Annotated in this window: 15 protein-coding genes; 13 read left to right on the forward strand and 2 right to left on the reverse strand. The window is 34.9% G+C overall.

Annotated elements, in window-relative coordinates; genetic code table 11:
• Window positions 1-26: 26 nt before the first annotated feature.
• Window positions 27-2,435 (reverse strand): endopeptidase La, encoded by a 2,409-nt coding sequence (lon, locus tag AC0NBN_RS12180; protein WP_143882770.1) that lies wholly within the window; start codon window positions 2,433-2,435, stop codon window positions 27-29.
• A gap of 258 nt (window positions 2,436-2,693) precedes the next feature.
• Between lon and AC0NBN_RS12185 the strand changes: the two genes are divergently transcribed.
• The 10 genes from AC0NBN_RS12185 (at window position 2,694) to serS (ending at window position 13,928) form a co-directional block, all read left to right on the forward strand.
• Window positions 2,694-4,835: a peptidylprolyl isomerase gene (locus AC0NBN_RS12185; RefSeq protein ID WP_160813321.1), complete on the forward strand. Its 2,142-nt coding sequence runs from the start codon at window positions 2,694-2,696 to the stop codon at window positions 4,833-4,835.
• Between the two features lie 128 nt (window positions 4,836-4,963).
• The gene (locus AC0NBN_RS12190) at window positions 4,964-5,914 is read left to right on the forward strand and encodes an MlaD family protein (RefSeq protein WP_160813322.1); all 951 of its coding nucleotides are present in this window, start codon (window positions 4,964-4,966) and stop codon (window positions 5,912-5,914) included.
• 11 nt (window positions 5,915-5,925) lie between these two features.
• Complete coding sequence (locus AC0NBN_RS12195; protein ID WP_160813323.1) at window positions 5,926-7,257, forward strand: 4Fe-4S dicluster domain-containing protein; 1,332 nt, start codon at window positions 5,926-5,928, stop codon at window positions 7,255-7,257.
• Between the two features lie 78 nt (window positions 7,258-7,335).
• On the forward strand, window positions 7,336-8,121 hold the full coding sequence (locus tag AC0NBN_RS12200) for a (Fe-S)-binding protein (protein ID WP_089743511.1): 786 nt from the start codon (window positions 7,336-7,338) through the stop codon (window positions 8,119-8,121).
• A gap of 89 nt (window positions 8,122-8,210) precedes the next feature.
• Window positions 8,211-9,032, forward strand: a complete 822-nt coding sequence (locus tag AC0NBN_RS12205) for an FkbM family methyltransferase (protein ID WP_160813324.1) — start codon at window positions 8,211-8,213, stop codon at window positions 9,030-9,032.
• A gap of 132 nt (window positions 9,033-9,164) precedes the next feature.
• Window positions 9,165-9,653, forward strand: a complete 489-nt coding sequence (locus AC0NBN_RS12210) for a hypothetical protein (protein ID WP_160813325.1) — start codon at window positions 9,165-9,167, stop codon at window positions 9,651-9,653.
• A gap of 6 nt (window positions 9,654-9,659) precedes the next feature.
• Window positions 9,660-10,781, forward strand: coding sequence for a glycosyltransferase (locus tag AC0NBN_RS12215; RefSeq protein WP_160813326.1), 1,122 nt, complete (start codon window positions 9,660-9,662; stop codon window positions 10,779-10,781).
• Between the two features lie 19 nt (window positions 10,782-10,800).
• A complete protein-coding gene (locus AC0NBN_RS12220) occupies window positions 10,801-12,048 on the forward strand; it encodes an oligosaccharide flippase family protein (protein WP_474468481.1) in 1,248 nt (415 codons plus the stop codon).
• 14 nt (window positions 12,049-12,062) lie between these two features.
• Window positions 12,063-12,569 (forward strand): hypothetical protein, encoded by a 507-nt coding sequence (locus tag AC0NBN_RS12225; RefSeq protein WP_160813328.1) that lies wholly within the window; start codon window positions 12,063-12,065, stop codon window positions 12,567-12,569.
• Window positions 12,570-12,659: 90 nt separating this feature from the next.
• The gene (gene serS, locus AC0NBN_RS12230; protein WP_160813429.1) at window positions 12,660-13,928 is read left to right on the forward strand and encodes a serine--tRNA ligase; all 1,269 of its coding nucleotides are present in this window, start codon (window positions 12,660-12,662) and stop codon (window positions 13,926-13,928) included.
• Window positions 13,929-14,029: 101 nt separating this feature from the next.
• Here the strand turns inward: serS and AC0NBN_RS12235 are convergent, their stop codons facing one another.
• Window positions 14,030-14,422: a helix-turn-helix domain-containing protein gene (locus AC0NBN_RS12235; RefSeq protein ID WP_160813329.1), complete on the reverse strand. Its 393-nt coding sequence runs from the start codon at window positions 14,420-14,422 to the stop codon at window positions 14,030-14,032.
• A gap of 199 nt (window positions 14,423-14,621) precedes the next feature.
• Here AC0NBN_RS12235 and AC0NBN_RS12240 point away from each other — a divergent pair, with 199 nt between their 5' ends.
• From AC0NBN_RS12240 to AC0NBN_RS12250, 3 genes are read left to right on the forward strand one after another with little or no spacing between them, the layout of a single operon-like run.
• A complete protein-coding gene (locus AC0NBN_RS12240) occupies window positions 14,622-15,071 on the forward strand; it encodes a hypothetical protein (protein WP_143882759.1) in 450 nt (149 codons plus the stop codon).
• A gap of 2 nt (window positions 15,072-15,073) precedes the next feature.
• The gene (locus tag AC0NBN_RS12245; protein ID WP_160813330.1) at window positions 15,074-15,901 is read left to right on the forward strand and encodes a GLPGLI family protein; all 828 of its coding nucleotides are present in this window, start codon (window positions 15,074-15,076) and stop codon (window positions 15,899-15,901) included.
• Window positions 15,902-15,916: 15 nt separating this feature from the next.
• Entirely contained in the window at window positions 15,917-16,396 is a 480-nt protein-coding gene (locus AC0NBN_RS12250) for a hypothetical protein (RefSeq protein WP_160813331.1), read from the forward strand.
• Window positions 16,397-16,493 lie beyond the last annotated feature (97 nt).

Raw genomic sequence — 16,493 nt, forward strand, 5'->3', positions numbered from 1 at the left:
TTAATTTTTATAAGGTTCAATACATATTACTTTTCAAGAGCAATTTGCAGAACTTCTCTCATCCATCCTACATAATGTACTTTGAGGTTTTTAAGATAATCCTGTTTTATTTCTTCCACATCTTTTCGGTTGGCTTCACAAAGAATCACTTCTTTTATCCCGGCTCTTGTTGCAGCGAGTAGTTTTTCTTTAATTCCACCTACAGGAAGTACTTTTCCGCGTAATGTAATTTCCCCTGTCATGGCAAGATGAGGTTTCACTTTCCTGTTGGTAAACGAAGAAACCATTGAGGTCAGCATTGCAATTCCTGCAGATGGTCCGTCTTTTGGTGTTGCGCCTTCCGGAACGTGCACGTGGATATTTTTCTTTTCAATATGCTCTTCATCAATTCCCAGATCAAGATGTTTTGCTTTAATGTACTCAAGAGCAATCGTTGCAGATTCTTTCATTACGGTTCCGAGATTTCCGGTCATGGTAAGATTTCCTTTTCCGTTGCTGATGATGCTTTCAATAAATAAAATATCACCTCCAACGCTTGTCCACGCTAAGCCGGTTACAACTCCCGGGACGTCTGTTAGTTCTGACAGGCTTTTCGGTCTGGGAACACCTAAGATTTCGTCAACCTTTTCAATTGAAATTCTTGCATCGTATTCCTTTACCAAAGCAGTTTGTAGGGCGACCCAACGAGCGATGGCAGCAATTCTTTTTTCTAAAGTTCTCACACCGCTTTCAGAAGTGTGTGCTTCAATAATATGTTTCAGTTCAGGATTTCCAAGTTTGAATGATTTTGCATTCAAGCCGTTTTCTTCCTGTTGTTTTTTGATTAAATGTCTTTTGGCAATTTCAATTTTTTCTTCGAGCGTATAGCCAGAAATCTGAATGATTTCCATTCTGTCTAAAAGCGGAGTCTGAATTGTAGAAAGAGAGTTTGCTGTTGCCAGAAACATCACTTTAGACAAGTCATAGCCCATCTCAAGGAAATTATCATAAAAAGAACTATTCTGTTCAGGATCCAAAACTTCCAGCAAAGCCGAACTCGGATCACCATGCATTCCTTTACCTACTTTATCAATTTCGTCCAGAACAATTACCGGATTTGATGTTCCTGCCTTTTTAATAGACTGAAGAATTCTTCCTGCCATCGCACCAATATAGGTTTTTCTGTGACCACGGATCTCACTCTCGTCATGAAGTCCGCCCAAAGATACACGTACATATTTTCTTCCTAAAGCATCGGCAACAGATTTCCCTAATGAAGTTTTACCAACTCCGGGAGGTCCTACCAATAATAAAATAGGCGATTTCATATTGTTTTTAAGTTTCAGAACAGCCATATGTTCCAAAATCCTTTTTTTGATGTCTTCCAGTCCAAAATGTGCTTTGTCTAAAACTTTCTGGGCTTTTTCTATGTCGAAAATGTCCTTTGTGAAAGTTTCCCACGGAAGATCGGTGAAGAAATCAAGGTAATTTCTCTGCACGTTATAATCCGGAGAATTGGGATTTTGTCTTTGAAGTCTGTTAATCTCTTTTTGGAAATGCTCTTCAACCTCTGGTTTCCAATTTTTCTCAGCAGCTTTTTTTTGCAGCTCTTCAACATCACTTTCCGGTCCGCCTCCCAACTCATCCTGAATTGTTCTGATTTGTTGATTCAGGAAATATTCTCTCTGCTGTCTATCAAGATCTTTTGATGTTTTCTGATGGATCTGATTTCTGAGTTCGAGCTTTCTGAAATCTGCATGCATCATTTCATAGCATTTGTTTGCTCTTTCCATAAGGTTTTTCTCCTCAAGAAGCTTTTGCTTATCAGAATAAGGGAAATTAGCATTAGTGCAGATAAAATTCAGCAGATCATCATTATTGTTGATGTTTTTTATTGCAAAATTGGCAGCATTGGGGATATTAGGATCAAGCTCAATAATTTTCAGAGCCAGATCTTTAATGTTTTCCAACAACGCCTCATATTCTTCCTTATTTTTTGCTTTGGTGTCTTTCAGCTTAACGATTTCAGCATTGAAATAAGGTTTTGTTTCTGTAATGTTTTTAATTTTAAATCTTTGGAAACCTTTGGTAATAGCAGTTATATTTCCTTCAGGAAGCTTAATGATTTTAATGATCTTGGCTAAAGTCCCGATCTGATAAAGATCTTTTTCATTAGGCTGTTCAATGTCTGAATTTTTCTGACTTACAATCCCTATAAACTCTCCTTTTTGCTGAGCTTCTTCCAGTAACTTAATAGAATTTTTCCTTCCGGCAGTAATCGGAATGACAACATTGGGAAACATAACCATGTTTCTCACCGGGAGAATAGGAAAAATATTCTGCGGAAACTGGTTTTCCTGATTTATGTCCAAATCAGATAAATTGATTTCTTCAGCAACAATATTGAAACCGTCACCGATGATATCATCAAAATTTATATCTTCAAATTCTGTCATAATAAATTGAATGACAAATTGTCATTTATAATTAAAGTATTTATAGTGCTTTTACGAAATCTTCTCTTAAAGAAGTGTTTGTACAAAGTGTGAGAAAGATTGTCAAGATTAATGCCATTTCTTAATCATCAAGAAATGTGGTCAAAATTTCCATTTTAAATGTATTTGAATTTTAAAATTTAAAAACACAACTTATATTTCTGTAATTTCTTAAAAATGTGTATTTTCGCACACTGATATAAAAACTATATTTATAAAATGGCAATTTTAGGACAGATTAGAAGTAGACCTTGGCTTTTGATGGGAGTAATCGCACTGGCTCTTTTGGCTTTTTTGGTAAATCCTGAAAGCATTGATAAGGTTTTTGGTAAAAACCCTGATGTTTTAGGTAAAGTAAATGGTGAGAAAATCACCCGTGAAGAGTTTAACGATCAGCTTTTCGTATTGCAGCAGCAGGCAGATCAGCAAGGGCAGCCTAAAAACGGTCTTGAAGAACAGGCTTGGCAGCTTTTGGTACAGTCTAAGCTAATAAAGCAGCAGTTTGAAAAAATGGGCTTCGAGATGACGGATGATTTGTTCTGGAGTCAGATTCAGTATGATCAGATGTTTGCTCAAAATCAGCAGTTGTTTGATGAGAAAGGCAATTTTAAACTTCAGGAACTTAAAAAAGAAGTAGAAACTTTACAAAATACAAATCCGGACGGATACAATCAGTGGCTTAAAACCAGAAAAACGATTGAGTACAGGATTATGGCAAGACAGGTTTTTGCCAATATTTCTACAGGGGTAACCACAGGAAAAAAAGAAGCTGAAGAATTGATGAAGCAAAGAGATCAGCTTGCAGATATTGATTTTGTGAAAGTAGATTACGCTTCTTATCTTCAGAAAAATAAGATTAAAGTTACCACAAAAGATCTTCAGGATTACATCAATCAGCATCCGGTAATGTTCAAAACAGAACCAAGCAGAAATTTAGGAATTGTATACTTCCCGTCTCAGCCAAGTCCGGCAGACGATGCTGCTGTTCAGAGAGAAATCAATAAACTTTTTTCTCAGGGAACTGATGCGAGCGGAGGAAAAGAAAACTTCCAGAATACGACAAACGATTCTATGTTTGTAATGGCAAATTCTGATATGCCTTACAATAATCAATACATCACATCTACACAGATGCCTCCTTCATTGAAAGATAAAATAGGGACTGCAGCAATAGGTCAGGTTATCGGACCATACAAAGAGCAGAACTTCTATGTGCTTTCTAAGCTGGTTGATAAGAAGCCATCAGATTCTACTTTGTCAAAGCATATTTTAATTGCTTACAAAGGAGCAGAAAGATCTACTGCAACAAGAACTAAAGAACAGGCTAAGAAAATTGCTGACAGTCTTATGGCGGTAATCAAATCAAACCCTGCAAAATTTGCTGAAGGTCTTAAACTTTCTGATGAACCTAACGCAGTAGAAAGAAACGGTAGCGTTGGCTGGACGACTCCTGAAAGTCAGTTTGCACCAGGTTACCTAAGCTTCCTTGCTTCAAACGCAAAAGGTTCTACAGGATTGGCAGAAACAAGTTTCGGGTATCACATCATTAATGTAGAAGATAAAAAAGCAGGAACGATGAGCTATAAAGTGGCTCACGTTGTAAAAGAAGTTAAGCCTTCCGAAGCTACAGAGACGGAAGTTGATAAAAAAGCCAGAAGATTTGCTCAGCAGGTTTTAGGGAAATCATTCAATGATTTTGTGAATATTGCTAAAAAATCTAATTTCCAGTATTCAAATGCTAAAGCGGCTAAAAGATTTGACGGTAGGTTGCAGGGATTGGGAACGGATAAAGATGCCGAAATTATTGCCTGGGCTTTTGATAAGAAAAGAGAAAAAGGAGATTCTGAATTGTTTAATGTAGAAGGAACAGGAGATAAAATTGTTGTTTATCTGAATGGAAAACAGGAAAAAGGTCTTGCAGATCCTGAATCTGTAAGAGAGCAGATTGAAACGGTGGTTCAAAACAAACTTGCTGCAAAACAAATCTCAGAAAAGATCGGGAAAACAGCTAATTTGGATCAGGTAGCAAAAATGTTTGCAACTGCAAAACAATCAGGACAGATCAATATGCTGAGTCCAAATATTGCTGGAGCTATGGAGCCTAAAGTTGCAGGAGCTGCATTTGGTATCGCAAAAGGAAAAGTGTCTAACCCGATTGAAGGCGGAACCGGGGTTTATGTTATCGTTAAAAAAGGCGAAACAGTTAATAAGCAGCCGGGAGATATAAAAGAATTTACAGAATCTATTACCCAAAGAAATTCAGGAATGTTTGGACAGGCTTGGTTAAAAAGCCTTCAGGACAACGCAGATATTGATGATTACAGAATCGAAATCTGGAGTAAACTTGGGAATCAGCAGTAAAATATTCTTAAATCATACATAGAAAAGTGGCAGAGTTTTTGCCACTTTTTTTACGTTTAACCCATAGCAATACAGAAAAACATTAATATAAATGTACTATATTTGCTACATTAGAAAAAATTGAGAAAGTGAAATTCAGTAAAGAATTAAAAGCAGGTTTAATAGCACTTTTGGCCATTGTCGGCTTTGTTATTTTATTCCAGTTTATGAAGGGCAGAAGTCTTTTTACAACAGACAATATCTTTTATGCAAAATACGACAATGTTGAAGGTTTGGCGCAGTCTTCACCGGTATCAATCAATGGTCTCAAAGTAGGGCATGTTGATAAAATTATTCCGCAGACAGGTTCGGATGGCAGACTGTATTTTATTGTTAAAATAACGGTAGATGATAATTTTGAGTTTTCAAAAAACTCAAGTCTTGAAATTTTTGAACCAGGATTGATGTCAGGGAAGGAGATGAGAGTAAATCTTGTCTACGGTGGTCCAACGGCAAAAGATGGGGATACTCTGAAGGGAGCTTTTAAATTAGGAATGATGAATAGCCTTTCTTCGCAGGTAGGTCCGGTAAAAGATCAGCTTCAGACTGTGCTTCACAGAGTAGATTCTTTGATGGCAAACGCCAATCAAATCATGAATGCACAAAACAGAGAAGAAATAAAAATCTTACTACATAATCTGAACCGAACTGTTGGAGCTCTGGAAAATACTGCAGGAAGTGTCAACAGACTCGTAGGAAACAATGATCCTAAACTTCAGAGAGTATTGGATGAAGCAAGCATGACTATGCAGAGTGGGAAAGTAACTCTAGACAAGTACGGGAATCTTGCTGAAAGTATTGATACTAAACAATTGAATCAGACCATTGCTAATTTAGATCAAACTGTTGGGCAATTAAATAAAGTGGTTGCTGGAATTGACAGGGGAGAAGGAAGTTTGGGTAAAATTATGAAAGATGATCAGTTGTATAATAATCTTAATTCTGCTTCCACAAATCTGAACTCTTTGATTGAAGATATGAAAGCAAACCCTAAGAGATACATCAATTTTTCAGTTTTCGGAAAAAATAATAAAGACTAATAGCTATATTTATGCAATATCTTGATAATATTTTATTTCTGGTATTACTTATTGCAGGTTTCGGCCTTTTTGCAAAAAGTCTGCAAAAAATTTACAGAAACATCAGACTGGGAAGAGAGATCAACCGCAGTGACAGAAAATCTGAACGTTGGGCAACTATGACAAGAGTGGCTCTGGGACAGAGCAGAATGGTGAAAAGACCTGTCGCAGGTATACTTCACCTTTTTGTTTATGTAGGTTTTGTAATCATCAATATCGAATTGATCGAAATTATTGTAGACGGTATTTTCGGAACTCACCGTTTTCTGGCTCAGGTTTTCGGACATGGGTTTTACAGCTTTTTCACCGCAACATTAGAAGTGTTAGCACTTCTGGTAATTATTGGAGTTGTTCTATTTTTTATCCGAAGAAACTTTTATGGAGTAAAAAGATTGACAATGAAAGAACTTTTCGGGTGGCCAAAAGAAGATGCCAACTGGATTTTAATCATTGAGTTTGCTTTAATGGTTGCTTTTTTCACCATGAATTCTTCTGATCTCATTTTGCAGCAGAGTGGTACTTTGGCACAACATGGAAGCTTTCCGGTGAGCGAAATGACTTTGGTTCCGTTTTTAGAAGTTTTCAGTTTTGATAATGGTTTCTTAGCCGTTGTTGAAAGAGGAGCGTGGTGGTTTCATTTTGTGGGGATTCTTTTCTTCATGAATTATCTTTATTACTCAAAACATTTACATATTATTCTGGCATTTCCAAGTACTTGGTATGCAAACCTTGATTTGTACGGCAAATTCAACAATTCAGATTCTGTTACGAAAGAAATTAAACTGATGATGGATCCAAATGCAGATCCTTATGCTGCTCCGGCTGAAGGAACAGAAGAAACTCCGTCAAAATTTGGTGCTGAAGATGTATTTGATTTGAATCAGGTACAGCTGCTGAATGCATATTCGTGTACAGAATGCGGAAGATGTACATCTGTGTGTCCCGCTAATATTACTGGCAAAAAACTTTCTCCGAGGTTAATTTTAATGAAAACCAGAGACCGTCTGGAAGAAGTCGGAAGAAACATTGATAAAAACGGAAAGTTTGAAGATGATGGCAAAAAATTGCTCAACGATTATATTACGAAAGAAGAGCTTTGGGCTTGTACAACCTGTAATGCCTGTACAGAAGCTTGTCCGGTTTTATTAGATCCGCTTTCTATTATTTTTGAAATGAGAAGATTTTTAGTTATGGAGCAATCTGCGGCGCCACAGGAACTCAATCTGATGATGACCAATGTAGAAAATAACGCTGCACCATGGCAATACAACCAGGCAGACCGTCTGAATTGGGCAAAAGATTAATAAATTTACCAATGTATCAGTGTATCAGTTTACCCATTGTTACATTGTTAGATTGCTATATTGTTAAATTATAATACAATGGATTTCACTATAAAAACAATGGCAGATTATGCTGCCGAAGGTAAATCTCCCGAAGTTCTGTTTTGGGTAGGATGTGCGGGAAGTTTTGATGACCGTGCTAAAAAAATTACAAAAGCTTTTTGCAAAATATTAAATAAAATCGGTGTAGAATTCGCTGTACTCGGTCAGGAAGAAAGCTGTACCGGAGATCCTGCAAAACGTGCAGGAAACGAATTTGTTTTTCAGATGATGGCAATGACGAATATTGAAATTCTGAATGCTTATGAAGTAAAGAAAATCGTCACCGCTTGTCCGCACTGTTTCAATACGCTTAAAAATGAATATCCGAGTTTAGGAGGAAACTATGAAGTCATTCATCATACTCAGTTTCTGAGACAATTGATGGAAGAAGGAAAACTGAAGATTGAAGGTGGTGCATTTAAGGGAAGAAGAATTACTTTCCATGATCCTTGTTATCTGGGAAGAGCCAATAACGAGTATGAAGCGCCAAGAGAATTACTCGAAAAGCTTGATGCAGAATTGGTGGAAATGAAACGCTGCAAGACCAACGGACTCTGCTGTGGTGCGGGAGGCGCACAAATGTTTAAAGAACCTGAAAAAGGTAAAAAAGACATCAACATTGAAAGAACAGAAGAAGCCTTATCTTTTGAGCCAAAAGTGATTGCAACAGGATGTCCTTTCTGTAACACAATGCTTACCGATGGAGTGAAACATTTTAATAAAAATACAGAGGTCGAAGTAAAAGATATTGTAGAACTGCTTGCTGAAGCTGAGGATCTGTAATCTGTTGACTTTACAAAATATGGCAACTCAGGATCAGTCTTGAGTTGCTTTCTTTTAATTATTATACTAACTTCCCAGAAATTATAAAAATGAGAAGTATTTTAGCTTCAATTTTCAGATTAATTTTTAAAATTAATTTTTTCAGAGAAAAATACTTTGCTTTTCATCAGTATCTGTTTAGCCGTTACCATCCTTTCAGAGGAGTAAAAAAAGATGTACTTTACAGAAATTCTTTTAATATGAATCTAAATCTTGATGACTGGATTCAGCAGCAGATCTATTTTCTGGGAGATTATGAGAAAAACGAGATTAACTATTTATATCATGTTCTAAAAGAAGGAGACTGCTTTATTGATGTTGGTGGAAATATAGGCTTGTTCTCTCTCAATGCGTCAAAATTGGCAGGTGAAACAGGTAAAGTATATGCATTTGAAGCTTTTAAGCCTAATTATCAAATTTTTAAGACTCATTTAAAAGCAAATAATATAAAAAATGTTACGCTGAAACATCTTGCCGTTTCTTCCGGACCTGGTGTTTTGGAAATTTTTTATAATGAAGCTTATGATAATGCAGGAATGGCTTCTTCTTATTTGTCGGATTACACCGCTAAAGAAACCGTTCAGAGCATAGATCTCGATACTTATGTTAGAAACAAAAACCTATCTAAAATTAATTTAATTAAAATAGATATTGAAGGAGGGGAGTTTTCTGCATTGTTGGGAATGAACGAAGTTTTAAATACGTTCAAACCAAAAATTATCATTGAAATCAATCATGTTGCTTTGAAAAATTCCGGACACAGCGAAGAGGAAATTAAAGATTTCTTTACTGCAAAAAACTATCAGTTGGTAAATATCCTCAGCAAAAATGAAAATTCCTATAATGCAGTCTTTGAATTTGTGGCATCATAAGAAGTTTACAGTATTGATAAAAAACCGTAATTTTATCTAAATTTACAACAACGAAATCGCTATGATCTGGAAAGGCAACCATGAAAATCTGGCGATACCAAATAACTTTTAAACAATAATAAATATCTGTATATGAAAATAGAAGAATCTAATATTATAGAAACCAACGACTACAGAGTAATTATATATCCGGCTTCAAGACCTTTTACGACAAAAGAAGCCAAAACCATCACCGAAAAGCTGTACGATTTTCTCGCAGGTTGGGCAGCTCACGGAAAGCCGCTTTCTTCATCTTTTAAGATTGAGAAAAATCAGTTTATTATAGTTTGTGTAGACGAAGAAAAAGAAGCCGCTTCTGGCTGCAGTATTGATGCTTTAGGAAAAATAATGCGGGAGATTGATGATGAATTCCAGTTGGGATTGTTTGACAGGATGAAAGCAAGCTTTGTAGAAGACGGTGAGGTAAAAACATTAAAGCTTCAGGATTTTAAAGCCAAACTGAGAAATAATGAGCTTTCTTCTGATATTCAGATTTTTGACTTTTCAAAAAATACTTATCTTGATTTTATCAGCCATTTTCTTCTCCCTTTGGAAAGAAGTTGGGCAGCTTCGATCAAGTAACGGTAAATGAAAATCCTTTTTATTTCATCATGGTTTCCCAACAAACTGGAATCTACCAACGGAAATTTTGTACAAAGACATGCAGAATCTGTTGCGCTGCTGCATGAGGTAGAAATTCTTCATGCAATTGGTGATCCTTCACAAAACGAGAAGTTCATATTTGATGATCAATACATCAACGGAATCAGAACGCTTGTTGTGTATTACAGAAATTCGTCAAATCCTGCTCTCAACTTTATGCGAAGGATGGAAGCATATTTTAATGGATTCAGAATGATGCATAAACCCGATTTGGTTCATGCCAATATCCTTCAAAAATCTATGTTGTTTGCTGTGTTTTTAAAGAAAAAGTATCAGATTCCGTTTGTGATTTCAGAACATTGGTCAGGTTTTCTCCCGGTCAATCGTTCAAAGTTATCATTTGGCGAAAAGTTTTTAGCGAAAACAATTGCGAAAAATGCGGCTATTGTATTGCCTGTAAGCCATATTCTAATGAATAGTCTAAAGGAATTAGGCATTGGAAATCAGTTTGCGGTAGTTGGGAATGTTATCAATACTCAGATTTTCTATCCGGAAAAAAAGGAAAAATCAAAATTCAGTTTTTTTCATCTTTCCAATTTAATTCCGTTAAAAAATCCTGATTCGATCATTAATGCAGCTTTAAGATTGAGAAAAAATTCCGATAATTTTGAACTTCAAATTGGCGGTGACGGAGATTATGAAAGATTGGCTGATTTAGTCAAAAGAAACAAAGCTGAAGATTTTATAAAGGTTTTTGGTGAAATTTCTCATCAGGAAGCTGCACAAAAAATGAGGGAGAGTGATTGTTTTGTGCTTTTCAGTGATTATGAGAGTTTTTCCTGTGTTTTACTGGAATCTCTTTCATCCGGTGTTCCCGTAATTGCCACAAAAGTAGGAGCTATTCCTGAGATTATTAAGCAAAACCACGGTATTGTTATTAGTCAGTCCGAAGATGATTTGTACAAAGCAATGCTTACAGTTTTAAACGGAAACTACAAGACTGATTCTTCAGAAGATCTTCACCGATATGTAGAAGAAAATTTTTCAGCAAAAAAAATAGCTGGACTTTTTGATCATATTTATCAGAAAGTTGTGATTTCATCTTAAAATATTTTGACCGTTTGAAATGAAAAGTTTGTTGGAATTTATAAAAGCATTTCTCAAAAACAACGGTCAGTTTGTGTTTTTGTCTTTACTGATCGCTAAAATATGTGCTTTTACAGGTTCGGTTTTGATGATCAGGATTTTACCTGAAAATGAATTTGGAGTACTGACTATTGCGGCAACAGTTTTTGCTGTTTTTGCCCCGTTCAGCGGTTTTGGAAGTACACAAAGCCTGATGAGATTCGGGTCGTTGTGTGAGGACGAAAAAGCCAAAAACGATCTGTCTGATTATCTTTTCAAAAAGGGATTTATTAATCAGCTCTTATTGAGTGCTGTTTTTTTTCTTTTTGCATTCATTTATGTCAATCAGTATTCTCATATATTTTTAATTTTTTCTTTTTTTACAATCCGCTTAATAGGAGTTTATTTTTTCTATCATATTCAGTCCGAAAGACGCATTCATTTCAAAAACAGAGATTTTGCAAGAATGAATAATGTTGTTAATATTTCGGGATTGCTGATGATGCTTTTGCTAACCTATTATTGGGGAATTTTAGGTTATCTGATTGCCAATGCAGCGGCACCTTTTATTTCGCTTTTCTGGTTTAAGGGATCAATTAAAAATGCTGCTTCACAATTACAGCAGTTCAGAAAAAAAGAAATTTGGTCTTTTGCACTGCACGCATCTGCAACAGCTTTGCTTTCGGATGCTTTTTTTTCTGTGGATATTCTGCTGCTGAGTTTTTTTAAAGATGAAAATACAGTTGCTAATTACAAAATAGCGATACTCATCCCTTCTAACATTACTTTTCTGGCACTTTCTTTTATGCAGAGCGACTATCCTGTTTTGGCGAAAAACTTCAGAAATAAGGAGTTCCTGAAGAACTATATATTCAATTATTACAAAATCTTCATTCCGGTTTCAGCAGCAATATTTGTTTCAGGGTATCTTTTGAGCGGCTTTGTCATGAAAATATTTTTTGGAGCTGAATATATGGATAATTCTTTCGTTTTCTCTTTGTTTCTTCTGGCATTTTGTGGAAGTATGCTGTTGAGAAATTTGTACGGGAATCTTTTGGCGGCAGTCGGAATGATGAAAAAAAATACATTGCATTCTGCTCTTTCTATTATTATTTTAGTTTTTTTTGCATTTTTGTTCGTGCCAAAAAAAGGACTTGAGGGAATGGCAATAGCGATGAGCGTATCTCTTACTTTAATGGGGATTTTTCTGATGTTTTCTTTCCTGAATTATCTTCGAAAACTAAAATAAAGTAACTTTGTATCATGAAGAAACATTTTCTTGCTTATATATTGATTGGTTTTGCATTGGTAAGTTGCGGAAGCGACGAAGATTCTCTGCAGAAAATAGATCAGAAGCTTCAGATTTTCATGAAGGATGCTTCGGGAAAAGACCTTGTGAATCCTACAAAAACAGGAGCTTACTCCGGGATTACATGGAATGACGAGCTTGCTCCTACCGATGTAGCCAGCGTCAGTTTTTCAAGACAGATGCTTTCTGATTCTACTTATTATATGGAATATCTTGCGGGAGCTACCCGACAATTGGTTTCAGAGTCGGCAGATGGTAACAAAATATACCGCTCTGAAATACAGTTTTCCTTAACAAAAAAAATATCTAATACAGAATTTGCTCCTGTGGAAAGAGATACGATGCAGATTTTTTACAGAATGACACCTGCTGTTTTTGAGGTCTCGGAGGTATATTACAATAAAGTTTTGAAATTTTCAAAAACGGCAGATCAGCCAAATATAGTTACAATTGTAAAATAATCTTAAATTTGCAAAATTCTGTTGGATGATGGAAGCATGATGATAGAGTCATGCGGCACCCAACAACAAACATCTAACACCCAACAACAAATGTTACAGGTTCAGTTTTTGCGCGACAATAAAGAACGCGTTTTAGAAGGTCTTAAGAAAAGACAGTTCAGGCATCTTGATCTGGTAGACGAAGCTATTGCTACCGATGAACAGAGAAAAAAAATTCAGTTTGAATTGGATTCCCAATTGTCAGAAATCAATAAAATCTCCAAAGAGATTGGTATGCTGATGAAAGAAGGAAAAAAAGAAGAAGCTGAAGCATCCAAATCTAAAACAGCGCAGTATAAAGAGTCGAGCAAAGAACTGCAGTCACAGCTAGAAATTAAAGAAAAAGCTTTACTTGATATTCTTTATCAGATTCCCAATATTCCCAACGAACTGGTGAAAAACGGAACTTCTGCTGAAGATAACGAAATTATTTATCAGTCTCATGATGTTGAAGGTTTGGGTGAAGGAGCTATTCCTCACTGGGAACTGGCAAAAAAATATAATCTGATTGATTTTGAACTAGGAGTAAAGATTGCCGGAGCAGGGTTTCCGGTGTATCTTGGCAAAGGCGCAAGATTGCAGAGAGCTTTGGTGCAGTATTTCTTAGATAAAAATGTAGATGCGGGTTATGTGGAAGTTAATCCTCCTCATGTGGTAAACGAAGCTTCAGGATATGGAACGGGTCAGTTGCCGGATAAAGAAGGGCAGATGTATCACATTGGTCTGGATGATTTATACCTGATTCCTACAGCGGAAGTTCCGGTTACCAATCTTTACCGCGATGTTTTACTGGATGAAAAAGATCTTCCTATTAAAAATACGGCGTTCTCTCAGTGCTACAGAAGAGAAGCAGGAAGTTACGGAGCTCATGTAAGAGGTCTGAACCGTCTTCATCAGTTTGAAAAAGTAGAAATCGTAAGAATCGAAAAGCCAGAAAATTCTTACGCTGTTCTGGAAGAGATGGTAGACCATATCAAGGAAATTCTGGAAGATCTAGAACTTCCGTACAGAGTTTTAAGACTGTGTGGCGGAGATACAGGTTTTGCTTCTGCTATGACGTATGATTTTGAAGTATGGAGTGCAGCACAGGAAAAATGGCTTGAAGTAAGCTCTGTTTCCAATTTTGAAACGTTTCAGGCAAATAGATTGAAATGTCGTTATAAAGCAGACGGAAAATCTCAGCTTGTTCACACACTAAATGGTTCTGCAATGGCACTACCAAGAATTATGGCGGCTTTGTTAGAGAACAACCAAACAGAAGAAGGTATAAAACTTCCAAAGAAAATTGCTGAATATGCAAAATTTGATTTGATTAACTAAATCTTTTTTGCTTACAAATAAGAAGTCCGTTTCATTATTGGTGAAACGGACTTTTTTATGTTTTTAGCCTAAGCTTTAAAGAACGAAATATTTCCTTTTTATTATTTATTATTTCCCTTGGCAATTTCAAGATCGTTTTTAAGTCTTAAATTTTCTTCTTTTAACAATTGATTTTGTTCCTTAAGCAGAGTTATATAATCTTGTTGGTTATCTAAAATAAAATCAGGAATATTATGAAAATAATTATTGCTTGCAGAGTAATTTCCAGATTGATTATCATAGTTATTTACTTGATGAATTACAGAATCGTCCTCTTTAATATCTTCAACATTAGTATCTAATACTTTGGCTATACGTTCCCATTCTTCGTCTGAGATCTTAATCTCTCCCTTTTCTCTTCTTTGATATTGAGATTGTGTCATATGTAGTAATTTAGCCATATTATCCTGAGTATATTTAGCCTTTCGCGCTTTTATAAGTTTATTTTTTATCATAATTAATGTTTTTGGTTATTACAAAGATATAAATTATGCTTTGACATTCACATAAAATTCACATAAAAACCTTAGAATTATTTCAAATAGGTTTGATATTTTTGAATATCAATATTGATGTAAATCAAAAGTTAATGAAGTACGTAATTCATTAGCTGAGATCAAAAATTTATTTAACAAACATTAAATTTAAATTATTATGAAAAAACAATTTTTTTTATTTTTAGCTCTATTGGTTTTTAGCTTTCACTATTGTGGTGATAATTTGCTCATTTATAAAAACGAACTCAAAGAGATTAAAATCAATACCGTAATTATACAGAAAAAGTATAATGATAAAGTGTATGATTTGAAAGTTTCTGTTGGAGAAGGTTTTTTAGGCAAAGTAACATCTTTTTCTGTGGAAGTTTTAGGTAATCATAAAAATATAGAAAAGATATTATTTTCAAATAAAGAAAATATAGAGGCAAATCTTTTACAAATTATTTCATCTGCAAATTCTTTAAGAGGTGGGGCATCCGGTCCTGTATTAAGTACAGGTAATTGTGTTTCAAACTGTACTGCTAAATGGGATTGCTATAACAAGCCTACTGAAGTAGGAACAGCATTGTGTGCACTAGATTGTGCTTTAGAATGTAGTGGTGCTTAATTATGAAAAATACTTCGATTTTACTTGTGTTTTTTTTAAGTTTCATTTATTATGCAAAAGGACAATCTTTTGTTGTTCAATATGCCTATTTCAAGCACGCAGAAAAAGACAGCACAAAAATAATTTCTCAGACTACATTTTTGAATATTGAAGAAGATTATTCTACTTTTTTCAGTGAGGCACCTTATTTATGTGATTCTATTATGGCAGCTGATGAAAAGCAGGGCAAGAAGATTAATTTTAAAGCTTTACCTGCTGACTTACTTGGATGTTTTATAAAAAAAAATGTATTAAATAAAGAGATTACCTATTATTCTGATGAATTTGATGAACATGAATTTAAGTATAATGAAAAGCCTGAACTTAAATGGAATGTAGGTAAAGAAAGCAAAGAAATTATGGGATTTCAGACAGTTTCGGCTACAGTAAATTATGCAGGCAGAAGTTATAAGGCTTATTTCACATCAGAAGTTCCTGTACAAGATGGTCCGTATAAATTTTTTGGATTACCAGGTTTAATTCTTGAAATTTTTGATGAGAAAAATGATCATCATTTTTTAGCAGTCGGTATTTCTAAGGAGAAAAAAATCTCTATTAACGAACGTATCACGAAAGGCAGGTATATTGAAACCACAAGAGATAAATTTATTGAAATGAGAAAAAACCACGTTCAGGCTCCTTTAAAGAGAATGTTTGAATTAATGAATGCTCATCAGATTTATGAAAAAAAGGATGCAAACGGTAACATCGTGGATATGAGAAAAATGCTCGGCGAAACTCAAAAAAAAATGATCGAAGAGTATAAAAAAGAAAATAAAATTGAACTTTAAAAACAACTTACTATTATGAAAAAGAATATTTTAATAACAATGGTTTTTTTATTTTTTGCATTTATAACAATAAAAGCAGAAAATAATATAACTACTGGGAATGATAGAGACTATTTTAGCTCTTTCAAGAAGAATGAGCAGCCAAAAAATAAGAAATTTAATATGCTCAGCAAAAATTCTGATGAGATAGGCGAGGCTTTTTATGTAATTTATAAAGAAAATTCAAAAGGTGAAGGTTTTTATTTTAAAGTAGTTTTCGATAAAGATGAAAAACCTATAGCAACATATTATGCGATTGAAGATAAGGAAATTTCTGAATCCACAATTGCTAATCTGAAAGCACTACTGAACGGTCCGGAAAAAACTGTTGAAAGTTTAGCCGAAACACCTACACAATGTGTAACAAAATGTCATCGCACAAAAGGCTGCTATGATAAACCAACAACATCAGGTGTTTTACTTTGCTCTCTAGAATGCGGAGTTGAATGTGCATAATGCAGTGAATCCTCTTTTATCTGAAAGAGGATTTTTTGTTAACTAATAACTTTAAATAATGCAAAAGTAAATTTAACATCATGGAGACATTATAAAG

This window comes from Chryseobacterium sp. L12 (assembly GCF_056133985.1).